The following is a 14,515-nucleotide window of genomic DNA, read 5'->3' as shown; positions in this document are numbered from 1 at the left end:
TTACCCGAGTCAAATCATGCAAACTCATAATATAGAAGTCGATATCCTCGTCATCGGCGGAGGGACGGCAGGCCCGATGGCCGCCATCAAAACCAGGCAAAAAAATCCGGCGCTGAAAGTGCTGCTGCTGGAAAAAGCCAATGTCAAACGCAGCGGCGCCATCTCGATGGGCATGGACGGGCTCAACAATGCCGTCATTCCGGGGCACGCCACCCCGGAACAATATGTCAGGGAAATCACGGTCGCCAATGACGGCATCGTCAACCAGAAGACGCTGTTCGCCTACGCGGAAAACAGCTATGCCATGATCGAAGAACTGGATAGCTGGGGCGTCAAATTCGAGAAGGATGAGAACGGCGATTATGCCGTCAAAAAGGTTCACCACATGGGAACCTACGTCCTGCCGATGCCGGAAGGGCACGACATCAAGAAAGTGCTGTACCGCAAGCTGAAGCAGGCGCGCGTGGATATCACTAACCGGTTGGTGGCGACCCGCGTTCTCACTGCACCTGACGGACGGGCCGCAGGGGCGCTGGCTTTTGATTGCCGCACGGGTGTTTACACCGTCATCCGCGCCAAAGCGGTGATCTTGTGTACCGGGGCGGCAGGACGCCTGGGGCTGCCCGCATCAGGGTATTTATTCGGCACTTATGAAAACCCCACCAATGCCGGCGACGGTTACAGCATGGCTTATCACGCCGGGGCGGAGCTGTCAGGCATCGAATGCTTCCAGATCAACCCCTTGATCAAGGACTACAACGGCCCAGCCTGCGCCTACGTCACAGGCCCCATGGGCGGCTACACGGCCAATGCCCGGGGCGAACGCTTCATCGAGTCCGATTACTGGAGCGGGCAGATGATGCAGGAATTCCATCAGGAACTGGCGGGCGGCAAGGGACCGGTTTTTCTGAAGATCAACCATCTGGCCGAGGAAACCATCATGAACATCGAAAATATCCTGCACGGCAACGAACGGCCCAGCCGCGGCCGCTTTCACGAGGGGCGCGGCACCGATTACCGGACCGATATGGTCGAAATGAATATTTCCGAAATCGGCCTATGCAGCGGCCACAGCGCCTCCGGCGTATGGGTCAATGAGCGCGCCGAAACTACGGTGCCGGGCTTGTATGCGGCGGGCGACTTAGCCTGCGTTCCGCACAATTACATGCTGGGCGCTTTCGTGTATGGCCGGCTGGCCGGCGAATCGGCGGCCGATTACTGTGCCGGTATCGAACTGGCGGCCGTCGATGCAGCGCAAGTGGAAGCGGAACGGCAACGCATTTTCGCGCCGCTCGCGCGCGGGCAGGGGCTTTCGCCGGCCCAGGTTGAATTTAAATTGCGCCGGTTGGTGAATGATTACCTGCAACCGCCCAAAGTGGCGCGGCGCATGGAAATCGGCCTCAGACGCTTTGAAGACATCCGCGCCGATCTGCAAAAAATGGCCGTGTCGAACCCGCATGAACTCATGCGGGCCGCGGAAGTCGGTTTTATCCTTGATTGCGCCGAAATGGCCGCTCGCGCCTCACTGTTCCGCACGGAAAGCCGCTGGGGCCTCTACCACTATCGGCAGGACTATCCCGATCGCAACGATGCGAACTGGCAGGTGCATGTTCAGGTGAAGAAAGATCACAGCGGCAACATGCAGGTGTTCAAGCGGGCGCTGGAGCCCTATCTGGTCGAGCTGGAGGAAACCGAAAAGAAAGTCTACCAGCAATTGCGCATTCAACCCCGAGAAACGATTTCATGCAGGAGATAACCATGGCGTTCAGTCAGATCGATTTTCCGGTTAAAGTGAATCCGGAGGCTTGCATTGCCGACAAAGGCTGTACGGTATGCATCGATGTCTGCCCGCTGGACGTGCTGGCCATAGATCCCGCAACGGGCAAGGCCGGCATGAAATACGACGAGTGCTGGTATTGCCTTCCTTGCGAGAAGGACTGCCCCACACAGGCCATTACAGTGGATATTCCCTATTTGTTACGGTGACCGCCATGGAATCTGCATTAACTGATCGTCTTTCTCATACTGATCCCGTAGTGCGACGTGTTGCGATGATGTCGCTGCTGGACGAACTGGACCCGGATGCCGCCGAACCCATTCTAATCGCCGCATTGCAGGACCCCGCCAGGGAAGTGCGTCTGGAAGCGGCAAGAGCGCTCGAAGCCCAGGACAGCCCGGATGCGGTTGCCGGACTGCTGAAAGCCCTGGAAGATGTTGAATACTCGGTGCGGGAAGCCGCGGCCCAGTCGCTGAGCGCCGTTAAAAATCCGGCGGTCGGCGCGTTGCTGCTGGAGCAGGCAGACAATACCGATGCCGGCGTTCGCGCCGGGATTTTCAGGGCGCTGCGCGAATTGCGCCTGCCTGCCGCAACGCTGCCGGCGGTCAAGGCTTTGCCGGATGAAGAGGCCCGCGTCCGCCGGGAAGCCGTAGCGGTGCTGGGCTGGTTAAAAGCCCACTCGGCTCTCCCGCAGATGGTCGTGCTGGCAACAAGCGATCCCGATGCCGAAGTGCGGCGAGCCGCCGTCGGGGCGATAGGTTTTTCCGCCGAGACCCTGGTAAGCAAAGCCGTGGAATCAGCGTTGGCGGATTCAGACTGGCAGGTGCGCGAGGTCGCGGCCGCTGTAATCGGCAAGCTGGGGCTACAGGAACTTGCACCCGCTTTGATTGCCGCTTTGAACGACAGCCACTGGCAGGTGCGCCTCAAGGCCGCCCATAGTCTCGGGCGGCTCAGGGAGGGTGGCGCTGTTGCAGCATTGTGCGATTTGCTCTTTGATCCTGTCAGCAATTTGCGCAAGGAGGCCGCGCTGGCGCTGGGAGAAATTTCCGATCCGGCATCGATCGATCCGTTGTTTGAGGCCATAAGCGACTCGGACCCGGACGTGCGCAAAGCCGCAAATTTGGCTTACTGCCGGATCAAAGCCTTGCACGATCTTTGTTAAACAGCGGTGCCTGCCGGCATTGCCTGCTGAGATCGAAGTGGCATCCTTCGTGACCAGCCTGGGCGGTCTCGAATGCTGGGTTTATCAACCCAGCCTACGCGTGCTGTGCCTTAATCTGCCGCTTTAATCATCACGATTAACAGAGAAGCACGCGTAGGCTGGGTTGGAGCTTTAGCGGAAACCCGGCATGGGCGGCCTCGAATGCCGGGTTTACCAACCCAGCCTACGCATGCTAGGCTAATTCGAAACAAGTCCATGCCAAGGGATGCTGATAAGTCCGATCAGGCTTAATATTGTGTTTGTAGCGGATGGGCTTAATAACTAATGGACTTGAACCCCTACTTCGTCAGCCGGCAAATTCGGAACAATCGCGCAATGCCCCCTATCATTCAATTTGACCATGTGTCGGTCTGTATCCATGAAAAAACGCTGCTGTCGGACATCAGTTTTGACCTTTTCGCTGGAGAAAAAGCCGTGTTATACGGCAAGTCCGGCTCCGGAAAGAGCAGTGTACTGAGAACTTTACTGGGTCTGAATCCGCTGACACAGGGCAGTGTCTACTTTCAGGGAAAACCGCTTGATCCCGTATCGATTCAGGCTGTTCGAAGCCGTATCGCGTATATAGGACAGGAGCCGATATTGGGCGCTGAAAGCGTGCGGGAAGCGCTGCTGTTGCCTTTTCAGTTTAAATCGCATCGCGACCATAAGCCCACGGAAGACCAAATCGTTGAGATATTGCAGCGTTTGCAGCTGTCTGCGGACATTTTACGCCAGGACAGCAGCCGTATTTCCGGCGGGGAAAAACAGCGGATTGCGCTGGCCCGCGGCTTGTTGCTGGGCAAAAGCCTTTATCTGCTGGACGAAGTGACCAGCGCGCTGGATGCGGAAAGCAAACGAGCCGTGTTCGAGGTTTTCTCCGATGCCCGCCTGACCGTTCTGTCAGTCACTCACGATCCCGATTGGATCGAACGCTGTGATCTCGTTTTTGAACTTGAAGAAGGCCATTTGATAAAGCGCCGCGGGCGCGCTGAGCACCAGAGCTTTTAGCGGCGGTAGGCTGGGTTGATAAACCCGGCATTTTCGAGGCCGCCCATGCCGGGTTTCCGCTAAAGCTCCAACCCAGCCTACACAGGCTGTTAAAAGAAAGTAACTCGCCTTCGGCTGCGACAAATCGTCAGGATTGACGATTTGCATGACATAGTCGCCTATCAAGGCGAAAAACAGGGATTTTTTCGTGAAACCCGATTAACACAACCGTCGCGCTAGCGGCACTTTATTAAATCTCAACTGACTGCGTAACATCAGTTAGGAAAACCGCAATGGAAACACTGGATATCACTCTTCCCCGGATGGCGCTGCTGTATGGTCTCTGTCTGTTGCCCTGGCTGCTGCTCTGGCTGATTGGCCTGCGTTTGAGCCGGGATATCGGCATCAGCATTCTGCGCATGACTGTCCAGTTATCACTGGTCGGGATTTATCTGAAAGTGCTGTTCGAGCTTAATGATCCCTGGCTCAACGGCTTGTGGATACTGCTGATGCTGCTGGTCGCCGATTTGAGCATCCTGCAGCGCGCGGGGCTCAAAGCGCGTTATTTCTTCCTGGCTACCTTTACGGCTGTCGCCTCCAGCATACTCTTCTCCACCGCCTATCTGGTGATGCTGGTCATTCAGCCGGCGCTCTATTACGACGCCCGGTATATCGTGCCGCTGGCCGGCATGATTCTCGGCAATTGCCTGCAAGGAAACGTCATCGCGCTGGAACGGTTCTATTCCGCCTTGCGAAAAAACGAGAAGGAATACGAGACCTTCCTGATGCTGGGCGCAACGCGCTGGGAAGCCGTCCTCCCTTACTTTCGCGCCGCCATCAAGGCGGCCATCAATCCGACCATTGCCGGCATGGCGACCATGGGGCTGGTTTCATTGCCCGGCATGATGACCGGCCAAATCCTGGGCGGGAGCGAGCCCTGGATAGCCGTGAAATACCAGATCGCCATCATGATCTGCATCTTTACCAGTACCGCTGTCGCCAGCGTCATCAATCTGAAACTCAGTCTGAACATTGCATTCGACGGGTTTGATGTCCTGAAGAGTGAAGTGATTGAGAAGGGTTAATCGGGTTTGATAACCGCTTTGTGTCTTAATGGTTCAATGCCCAGGGTGAAGTAGAGATTAACTTTTACTTCTCAGCCGATGCCGGCATGATTCCTTGACTCTGCTGCTACAGCAACAGGTCTGTACCAGGAAATGCTGCTTAAACAGCAGCAATGCCGTGTCAACCGCTCCGTCGGCCTTGCCTGATCCGGACTGAATAATGGCATAGTTATTGCGCTATGCAAAAGGCATAGCCATAACAAAGCAGAGTCAGCCATGAGCGCAACGAGAACCGAAAAAAAACGACTGAAACTGAGCGTATTCCTGTCCGGCAACAGTCGTCATCTGGCTGCCTGGCGTCATACCGATGCATCGGCATACGGAGAATTGAATCTGACGCATTACATACAGATCGCAAAAACAGCCGAACGCGGCAAATTTGACGCCATATTCCTGGCCGATACCGTGGATCTCTCCGAAAATTCCGATCAAGCCTTAAATCTATCCGGTCCGGCGGATCGTTTCGAAGCCGTCACGCTGCTGACAGCGCTTTCCCACGCCACTGAACGCATCGGCCTCATCGCAACCGCTTCCATTGCTCATTCTGATCCATACAATCTGGCCAGCAAATTCGCCTCGCTCGACCATATCAGTTGCGGCCGTGCCGGATGCAATCTGGTCGCCGGCAATGCAAAGCCCGAGTATTCCGGTCCGGGCAGGCAGATCGGATACAGCGCTCATTTCGAGAATGTCGGCGAATATATTCGTGTTCTCTCAAGCATTTGGGATAGCTGGCAATATGAAGCTTACGTTTACGACCAGCAAAACTATTTAACGCATGCGGGGCTTAATATGGCCGCTCCTTATTATGGTTATCCCGTCATAGCTCAGTCAGGGAGATCCGATGCCGCCATGGAACTGGCCGCACAGACGGCAGACATGGTGTTCAGTGCGCAGGGCGCGTTCGAAGACGCCAAAGCCTTCTATTCGAAGCTGAAAGGCAAGTTAGTCAAATACGGGCGCTCGCCGGAGCAAACCAAAATCATGTCGGCTGTGTTCCCGGTGATAGGAAGGACTGAGCGCGAGGCCCGCGACAAATATGAGATGCCTGAACCTCGCTGGTTTGGCGTAGTGGTAAGCGGTAAGTTATAGCAATCGATTTGCCCCGGGCGGAAGTGCCTGCCTGTTCGCGCCGGTTCGGCCTGGTGCTTGGCGGCGGGCAGTAACAAGCCCTCTCATCGGGATAACCAGGCTTTCATCATGGGCTCAAGTTTCCCTTGAGCCCTTTTTTTCGCAAGATTTCCCATTGTCGGTCGGGCGCAGGCCGGCTTCAATTGAAAACCGCCTGTTTGGCGCGCGATGCTAATCCATGGCGGTACTGTTGTTTATCTATCCACATGAGATGTTGATGGGTTGTTGTTATTTCAGCAGTTGGCCAGCGGATTTATGTGGACAGGCAAAAATTGACAAGTCCGCTCAAAGAGGGACTGGGCCGGAATTCTGGTCTTTTACCAATGAATATAGCGCTTTCGGCGCTACGCATTGCCCGCAATGGCTGGGTTTGCCTCTCTGGCATGGAAGTTGCGATATGACTCATGACCAACCTTGATGATTACACATTCCGGTGTGCGTTTAACTATTTATTTGAAATTAAGAGAAGTAATAATGAAAAAAGTAACAAAACTGTTGTTGTTGATGATCCTCGCTACGCCTACTGCCTTTGCGGCAAGCCATGACCATGCCGGGAAAGCCGGGGAGGCCGCACCTAAGGCGCAACCCTATCAGGCCAAATCTCCTAAAATCGACCGCGCCAAACTGGATGCCCTGCTGGCCAAGCCTGATCAGCTGCTCATCATCGACCTGCGGCGCCCTGATGAAATTTCGAAAATTGGCGGGTTCCCGGTGTACCTGAACGTTCAGTTTGCCGAGCTGGAAAACAACCTGGCGTCTATTCCTAAGGACAGGGCTATCGTGACCGTCTCGAATCACGCCGGCCGTTCCGGCAGAGCGGCTGACCTGCTGTCCGGCAAAGGCTTCCAAGTGGCCGGCTGGGCTGGTGCTCAGTACTATGAAGAAGAAGGCGGCAAGCTGACCAAAATCGTGCCGCCGGCTCCGAAAAAATAAGTTAAGTCGAGGACATAAGAAAAACATTAATCCTGGTAAGGCCTCATCTTTGCGGCCGTTTAGGCACAATGAGGCCGGCAAGGTCCTAAGGCTTTTTATTTCTGGAGTAAGTCTAATGAGAAAAAAACTATATCCTGCCGTTTTGTGGAGTCTTGCGGCGGCGATGACAAGTGATGTCATGGCGGCAGACGCGCAACCAGCGGGCGCCAATGCCGGCGCTCCGCAGGCAGCACAAGCCGCGCCAGCACCGCAAGCCGCGGAAATAACGCCGATTGCGCCAGCACCGCAAGCTGCGGCAGCAGCGCCAGTCGCGCAAGCAACGCCAGCGCCGCAAGCAACGCCAGCGCCGCAAGCTGCGGCAGCAACGTCATCTGCGGAAACAACGCCAGCAGCGCAGGCACCGCAAACCGCACAAGCAACACAAACAGCGCAAGACACTTCACCCAGGTCAAAGCTCTGGTCTTACCAGCCGGTGAAAGCGCCGGTTATCCCCGCCGTCAAGCAGCAAGCCTGGGTACGGACGCCGATCGACGCGTTCGTGCTGCAGAAGCTGGAAGAAAAAGGTATTCAGCCGTCCGCGGATGCGGATCGTGCCGCCTTTATCCGGCGCGCCACGCTGGATGTCTGGGGCGTCATTCCGACGCCGGAAGAAGTCAACGCCTTCGTCAGCGACACGTCCGACAATGCTCACGAAAAGCTGGTGGACCGCCTGCTGGCATCGCCCAAATACGGAGAGCGCCAGGGCCGCAAATGGCTGGATCTGGCGCGGTATGCCGACAGCACCGGCTTTCAGAACGATAACGACCGGCTGAACATGTGGCGCTACCGCGATTACGTGATCAATGCCTTCAACCAGGACAAGCCCTACAGCCGCTTCATCCAGGAACAGCTGGCCGGCGACGAGCTGTGGCCGGACGATGAGCAGGGCCTGATCGCCACGGGCTTCATGGCGCAGTTCCCGGACAACAGCAACTCGCGCGATCTGGTTCAGCGCAAGTACCAGATCACCACCGACATCACCGACACGGTGGGCAAGGTCGTTCTGGGGCAATCGCTGGAGTGTGCGAGATGCCACAACCACAAGTTCGACAAGATCAGCCAGAAGGACTATTTCTCGCTACAGTCGTTTTTTGCCAACATCAACGCCGTCGACAATATTCCCGCGAAAAAAGGCGAGATCGAACGCAACTACGAAGAGCAATGGGCCAAATGGGAGGCCGCTACCAAGGACATTCGCGCAAAACAGAAAGCGATTATCGACACCGACAGGGAAGCGGCGCTCAAATATCACAAGGAGCGTTATTTGACTGACTCCAGGGCAGCGATTTTCAAGCCCAAGAGCGAATGGACGCCTTTGGACCGCTGGGTCAACCACCGTCTTGAGAATGTGCTTAATGAGGCTGCCTATACGACCTATTTTGAGGACAAAGCCACCAGTACCGACCCTGCGTTTCATAGTAAAAAGCATGAAGAGCTATGGGCCGAGTACGACAAGCTGAATAAGCAGCTGAGAAAGTTCAATGACCTGAAACCCACTACCAGTTCCAACACCATTTCCGCGATGACTGAACTGGGCTACCCCGACGCGCCACCTACCTATGTGCTGGCAGGCGGTGATCACGAGCGACCTCTGGAGGAAGTGCAGCCCGCGTTTCCTGCTGCTATCACGGACGAAAAGCCCGAAATTAAACCATTGCCTTTCTCATCGGGACGCCGTACCGCCTTGGTCAAATGGCTGACCAGTCCCACCAATCCGTTGACTGCAAGGGTATTCGCCAACCGGATCTGGGACGAATATTTCGGACGCGGCATCGTGGCAACAGTCAGCGATTTCGGCAAAGCCGGACAAAAGCCTACGCATCCCGAATTGCTGGATTATCTGGCCGATAAATTCGTCAAGGATGGCTGGAGCGTCAAGAAACTGCATCGCGAGATCCTGTTGTCGAGCGTTTACCGGCAATCGTCGGATCACCGCGCCGATGCGCGTAAAGCCGATCCGGACAACAAATTGCTGGCTGTCTTTCCTCGTCAGCGGCTGGAGGCGGAACAAGTACGGGATTCGTTGCTGCTTGCGGCCGGAAAACTGGAAGACAAGGTTGGCGGGCCTAGCGTTTATCCCCCACTCCCCAAAGTCATCAAGACCAACGATGGTACATTCAACGGTGATCCTTCCTGGAAAACTTCGAAGGATTGGCACGACCACAACCGTCGCAGTCTGTATGTCTTCACCCGGCGCAGCGTGCCTTACCCGATTCTGGAGTCGTTCAACATGGCCTCTCCGCAGGAAGCGCATAGCAAACGCGAAGTGACTACCACGCCATTGCAAGCGTTGACGCTGTTCAATAGTGAACTGATCTTCGACTGGTCTAAATCGTTGGCGGGTCGGGTCATCAACGAGGCGAGCGATGATGAATCGAATCGGCTGGACAGGCTTTATCAAATATTGTTCGCGCGCAGTCCGGACGATATTGAGAAAGACTCTTTGAAAGCGTTTCTGGACAGCCAGGAAAAAGTCATCCGGGAAAAAGCAACGGCGGGCAAGTTCGAAATTAACGTGCCAACCGGCGTGGAAGGCAAACAACTGACCGATCCTATCAGGGCTGCGGCATTTGTTGACCTGGTGCACGTGGTAGCGAACTCGAACGAATTCATATACCGGTTCTAAAAACAGGATAGACCTATCGCACATCGAATTTCGGCACTTTGCCTCCTTTTCCCTGCTAGAGAGGATGGGGGAGGCGGTTCAAATAACCGAAATTCGATGGGTAAACACTAATTTAATACAAGAGGTTTGCATTATGAACAACAAGTCACGTCGGGATTTTTTGTTAAAAACGGGCTACGGCCTGGGTGGATTGGCATTGAGCGGCTTGATGCCCGGCGGCGGAGTCATTTCCAGCGCGTTTGCGGAAGAGGCAGTCAATGCATTGGCGGGAGGTAGTCCTTTGGCGCCGAAGGGACCGCACTTCCCGGCCAAGGCTAAAACGGTCATCTGGCTGCACATGGCCGGAGCGCCCAGCACGCTGGATCTTTATGATTACAAACCGGAACTGGTCAAATTGGCCGGCACAGGGGTTCCCGCTTCATTTCTGAAAGGCATCAAGACCAGTACGCGCGGCGGCGCGAACAAATTGATCGCGACCAACCGCACCTGGAAACAGCACGGCGAAAGCGGCGCCTGGTTTTCAGATCTTCTGCCGAACCTGGCTCAGCACGCCGATGATATTGCGTTTATCAAATCCAGCGTCACGATAGGCGCAACGCACGATATTTCAATATTGAAGTTGAATTCGGGCGGCTTGAATCCCGGACGTCCAACGCTGGGTGCCTGGGTGCAATATGCGCTGGGCTCCGCCAATCCGAATCTGCCCGCTTACGCAGTGCTTTATAACGACAAGCGGGAGCCCAGAGGCGGGGTGACCAACTGGAGTTCGGGCTTCCTGCCGGCGGTCTATCAAGGCACGCCATTCCGTCCCGGCAATTCACCCATTCTGCATTTGAATAATCCGGAATATCTGGCGAAATCCGAAAAACGCCATGCGCTTGATTTGTTGAAGACCCTGAACCAGAAACACAGCTCCCAATATCCTGACGATACAGAACTTCAGGCGCGCACCGAATCCTACGAACTGGCCTACCGCATGCAGGAAACCGCGCCGGAAGCGGTGGATCTGAGCAAGGAATCCGATGCCGTCAAGGAACTGTACGGCCTGAACGATGAAGTCACCCGGCCCTACGGCGAATTGCTGCTGCGCGCACGGCGCCTGACTGAACGCGGCGTGCGTTTTATTCAGGTGGTATCAGGACCAACGGATATAAAAGGGGACAGCCGGGATTGGGATGCCCATGACCACATCGAAGAAAACCACGGCAAGCATGCCCGTATCGTCGACAAGCCGATCGCCGGCCTGCTCAAGGATCTGAAAGCCAATGGCTTGCTGGATTCCACGCTGGTGGTCTGGACTTCCGAGTTCGGCAGAACCTCCTGGAGCGAGTCCGGCGACGGACGCGACCACAATCCTTGGGGTTACACGCAATGGCTGGCGGGCGGCGGCGTCAAGGCCGGCACGACTTACGGTTCGACCGACGAAATCGGTCTGCAGGCCGAAAAAGGCAAGGAAGTCGATACCTACGACCTGCACGCGACAGTCCTGAACCAACTGGGTCTGGATCACCTGAAAGTCATTTACAAGAACATGGGCCGGTCCGAGCGGCCTACCGTGGTTTACGGCAAGGTCATCAAGGAACTTATCGCCTAGGAAGGGCCCGCTCGACCCCGGAATCTTTGCCTTCCGGGGTCGGAGCGATTGATAAACAGTTATTACATAGAATACATGACGGGGCGATCGCTGCCGTCTACAGGATTGAATATGCATAAAGTGATTAATTTTTTCGGAATTATATTCTTATTAGCCAGCAGTGCGGTCACTGCCGAGAGCGAATTCGATTTCGAAGAATTGATGGAAACAATAGACAACAATTCCCATAACTTGCAGGACAGCATCATTAACAAGAACAACGAATCCGCCATTGCCCTGGCCAAGGAACTTCAGGATGCTTTCAAGCTGGTTGAAGGCTTTTTCGAAAAACGGGGCAATGCCGCCGATGCCGTGGCCGATTCCAGGATATACCAGGACAATGCGGCCGCCATCGTGAAATTTATTGAAGCGAATGATTACGAGTCAGCGTCGAACAAGGCCATTGAAATTTCGAATTCTTGCGACGATGCCTGCCACGATACCTACAAACCCCTTTAAACACTTTTTATTAAAGAGACCTTCATGAAACAGTTTTTACTGGCTTGCCTGCTGTCGGGCGCCATCGCGCTTCCCGCTGCCGCCGCCCTGAAAGAAGGCGACGCGGCGCCGGATTTCGAGGCGCAGGCTTCCCTGGCCGGCAAGCCCTTTGCCTATTCCCTGAAAGAATCCCTGGCGAAAGGCCCGGTGGTGGTTTACTTCTATCCATCAGCCTATACAGGCGGTTGCAATCTGCAAGCGCATACGTTCGCCGTCAATCACGATAAATTCACGGCTGCCGGCGCGTCGATTATCGGCGTGTCGCTGGACAGCATCGACAGGCTCAACGTCTTTTCGGCCGATCCCGAGTATTGCGCCGGCAAGGTGGCCGTTGCCTCCGATGCGGACGGCAAGGTCAGCAAGGCCTTCGGTCTGACTGTCAGGGAGGCCGCGGCGGGCAAAAAGGATACGCGCGGCGAAGAGATCAATCATGGATTTGCCGAGCGCACGACTTTCATCGTCACGCCCGACGGCAAGATAGCGGCGATATTGGGCGGGCTCAAGCCGGTCCAGAATGTTGCAAAGGCACTTGAAGCGGTAGAGCAGTTGGCGGCCCTCAGTAAAAAAAATTCCCAATAATTCTTCCCTGATTGTTTATGTTTGAGAATGGAAACATATGAAAGCCTTGAAACGCCTGTTGTTTGAAGTCCATCGCTGGCTGGGCATCGTCCTGGCCCTGTTCATATTTTTCTGGTTCGTTACAGGGTTGGTGATCATGTATACCACGCCGGCCGCGCAAAGCCGCAGCCAGCGTTTGGCCCATGCCGAAACCCTGGCGCCTGAAGCTGGCTGGTTGAGCCTTGGCGAAGCCTGGGACCGAAGCGTCGGGCAGCGAAAAGCGGCAAAGGCGCATGGGCCCAGGGCCGTAGGCAACGCCCCTGCCGAAACAAGCGCCGACAGGCTGACGGCAGGCGAGCCCGGCATTGCCGACGCCAGGCTGGTGCGAAGCGGCGGAGAGCCGCTGTGGCTGATCGAGGATGATCATGGCCACTATTTCGCGCTGTCCGCGATCGACGGCTCGCTGCATGACATTTCCGTGGGGCAGGCCCTGAAAATCGCGCAAAACTGGACGGGGGGCGCGAGTGATGTCATGCATCTGGAAACCGTTGAAAAGACGGTCATGATACGTAACCAGGATGCCCTGAGTCCTTTCCATCACATCGCCATCGACAACGACGCCGGAGAGGAACTGTACATTTCCGCGCGCACCGGCGAGGTGCTGCATGCGTCCACGCGCGTGGACCGCGCTTTCTACTGGGCGGGCAACTGGCTGCATTTGCTTAAGCCCCTGGATTCCATGGGCCTCGGCCATATACGTCATGACGTGCAGTTGTGGCTGGGCCTGTCGGCGACGATCGCTACGCTGACCGGGCTGATCATCGGCTGGCTGCGCTGGCGGCCCGGTTTCGGCGGCAAGCCGACTTATTCCCAGGGGCGCACTCAGCCCTATCGGGAATTCTGGTTCAAGTGGCACTTCTGGAGCGGTCTGATCGGCGGCGCTGTGGTGCTGTTCTGGGCCATCAGCGGGTTTATCGATACTAATCCAGGGCAATGGTTCTCGCCGGCAAACCCCAGCCGCGAGGAACTGGTGCGCTACTCGGGCGGCAAGGTGCCCGTTGCAATGCGCGACTGGCGGCCCGTTCCGATTGACGGCGGTTCGGACATCGTCGAGCTGGGCTGGCGAAGCCTGGGCGATGAAGCCGTGCTGCTGTCCTACACGCGTGACGGGCAGCGGCAGCCGCAATCGGCGACCAATACCGCGCCGCAATTCAGCCAGGCATCGCTAGTGGCTGGCGTGCAGCGTCTGGCCGGCGATACCAGGCTTGAGAGGCTGTCCATCCTGACTGACTACGATAGCTACTATTACCCAAGGCACCACCAGGGGCTGGTGGAAAAACCGTTGCCGGTATTGCTGGTAACGCTGGCTGACGATGCCGGCACGCGGCTTTATCTCGATCCGCGGGACGGCCGGCTGCTGGCCAAGCTGGATCGGAGCCGGCGGGTTTTCCGCTGGCTGTACTCCGGCCTGCATCACTGGGATTTCGGCTGGCTCTACCATCGCCCGATCTGGGATGCCTGGATGCTGACATGGGTGGCGTTCGGATCGGTTCTCGGCGCCAGCTCGCTGGTGGTCGGCTGGAGACGCCTGCGCCAGACTTTCCGCATCAAAAGGAAAACCGGCCGCAAGGTGCAGGTCGCTTCGGAGGCGGCGGGCTGAGAGCGGCCGCATTGATTAACCACGAAGCTCGCGAAGGCAACGCTTCGTGGTTGATCGATGAATTTGCTGAATTAACAACACCATTTGCTGCCGGATTGCTGCGTGAGCAGCAGGGCCTCCGGGATTTTGGATGGCCGGCTGAAAAGCGACGGCGCCGGCAAGGATGGAGCGGAAAAATTATAGGCTTTGTAATCAATTGATTAAATCAATTCAACGTCATGATGCGCTGTCGGCATAAACGTTGGCACTATTTCTGCTTATAGAAATAGGGTGCGCATTGCGTACCATTTTCAAGATTTGCGAACTTTGAGAATGGTACGCAATGCGTGCCCTACGGAACTGATGATA

At 56.0% G+C, this 14,515-nt stretch carries 13 protein-coding genes; all 13 read left to right on the top strand.

Translation table 11 applies throughout. The features are described 5' to 3' along the window. Window positions 1-16: 16 nt before the first annotated feature. The 13 genes from METLU_RS0108630 (at window position 17) to METLU_RS28620 (ending at window position 14,367) form a co-directional block, all read left to right on the top strand. Complete coding sequence (locus METLU_RS0108630; RefSeq protein ID WP_027157872.1) at window positions 17-1,756, top strand: fumarate reductase/succinate dehydrogenase flavoprotein subunit; 1,740 nt, start codon at window positions 17-19, stop codon at window positions 1,754-1,756. Between the two features lie 2 nt (window positions 1,757-1,758). Continuing rightward, window positions 1,759-1,986 carry a 4Fe-4S dicluster domain-containing protein gene (locus METLU_RS0108625; protein WP_036242961.1) on the top strand — a complete coding sequence of 76 codons (228 nt, stop codon included), beginning with the start codon at window positions 1,759-1,761 and terminating at the stop codon, window positions 1,984-1,986. A gap of 5 nt (window positions 1,987-1,991) precedes the next feature. Next, window positions 1,992-2,939, top strand: coding sequence for a HEAT repeat domain-containing protein (locus METLU_RS0108620; protein WP_036243634.1), 948 nt, complete (start codon window positions 1,992-1,994; stop codon window positions 2,937-2,939). Between the two features lie 375 nt (window positions 2,940-3,314). Beyond that, entirely contained in the window at window positions 3,315-3,986 is a 672-nt protein-coding gene (locus METLU_RS0108615) for an ABC transporter ATP-binding protein (protein WP_027157869.1), read from the top strand. A 272-nt stretch (window positions 3,987-4,258) separates the two neighbouring features. Continuing rightward, window positions 4,259-5,050 carry an ABC transporter permease gene (locus tag METLU_RS0108610; RefSeq protein WP_027157868.1) on the top strand — a complete coding sequence of 264 codons (792 nt, stop codon included), beginning with the start codon at window positions 4,259-4,261 and terminating at the stop codon, window positions 5,048-5,050. 255 nt (window positions 5,051-5,305) lie between these two features. Further along, complete coding sequence (locus tag METLU_RS24860) at window positions 5,306-6,181, top strand: LLM class flavin-dependent oxidoreductase (RefSeq protein WP_051299830.1); 876 nt, start codon at window positions 5,306-5,308, stop codon at window positions 6,179-6,181. A gap of 513 nt (window positions 6,182-6,694) precedes the next feature. Continuing rightward, entirely contained in the window at window positions 6,695-7,153 is a 459-nt protein-coding gene (locus METLU_RS0108600) for a rhodanese-like domain-containing protein (RefSeq protein WP_027157867.1), read from the top strand. A 115-nt stretch (window positions 7,154-7,268) separates the two neighbouring features. Further along, window positions 7,269-9,818, top strand: coding sequence for a DUF1549 and DUF1553 domain-containing protein (locus METLU_RS0108595; RefSeq protein WP_027157866.1), 2,550 nt, complete (start codon window positions 7,269-7,271; stop codon window positions 9,816-9,818). Between the two features lie 133 nt (window positions 9,819-9,951). Beyond that, complete coding sequence (locus tag METLU_RS0108590; RefSeq protein WP_027157865.1) at window positions 9,952-11,412, top strand: DUF1501 domain-containing protein; 1,461 nt, start codon at window positions 9,952-9,954, stop codon at window positions 11,410-11,412. Window positions 11,413-11,523: 111 nt separating this feature from the next. Continuing rightward, the gene (locus METLU_RS0108585; protein ID WP_027157864.1) at window positions 11,524-11,910 is read left to right on the top strand and encodes a hypothetical protein; all 387 of its coding nucleotides are present in this window, start codon (window positions 11,524-11,526) and stop codon (window positions 11,908-11,910) included. Window positions 11,911-11,934: 24 nt separating this feature from the next. Further along, on the top strand, window positions 11,935-12,528 hold the full coding sequence (locus METLU_RS0108580; RefSeq protein ID WP_027157863.1) for a peroxiredoxin: 594 nt from the start codon (window positions 11,935-11,937) through the stop codon (window positions 12,526-12,528). Between the two features lie 37 nt (window positions 12,529-12,565). Beyond that, on the top strand, window positions 12,566-14,167 hold the full coding sequence (locus METLU_RS0108575) for a PepSY domain-containing protein (protein WP_027157862.1): 1,602 nt from the start codon (window positions 12,566-12,568) through the stop codon (window positions 14,165-14,167). An 11-nt stretch (window positions 14,168-14,178) separates the two neighbouring features. After that, window positions 14,179-14,367 carry a hypothetical protein gene (locus tag METLU_RS28620; RefSeq protein ID WP_027157861.1) on the top strand — a complete coding sequence of 63 codons (189 nt, stop codon included), beginning with the start codon at window positions 14,179-14,181 and terminating at the stop codon, window positions 14,365-14,367. Window positions 14,368-14,515: the final 148 nt, after the last annotated feature.

Origin of the sequence: Methylobacter luteus IMV-B-3098, assembly GCF_000427625.1 — a bacterium.
GTDB classification, from domain to species: domain Bacteria; phylum Pseudomonadota; class Gammaproteobacteria; order Methylococcales; family Methylomonadaceae; genus Methylobacter; species Methylobacter luteus.
The sequence above is the reverse complement of the archived record's forward strand: the minus strand, read 5'-3'. Positions and strand labels throughout refer to the sequence as shown.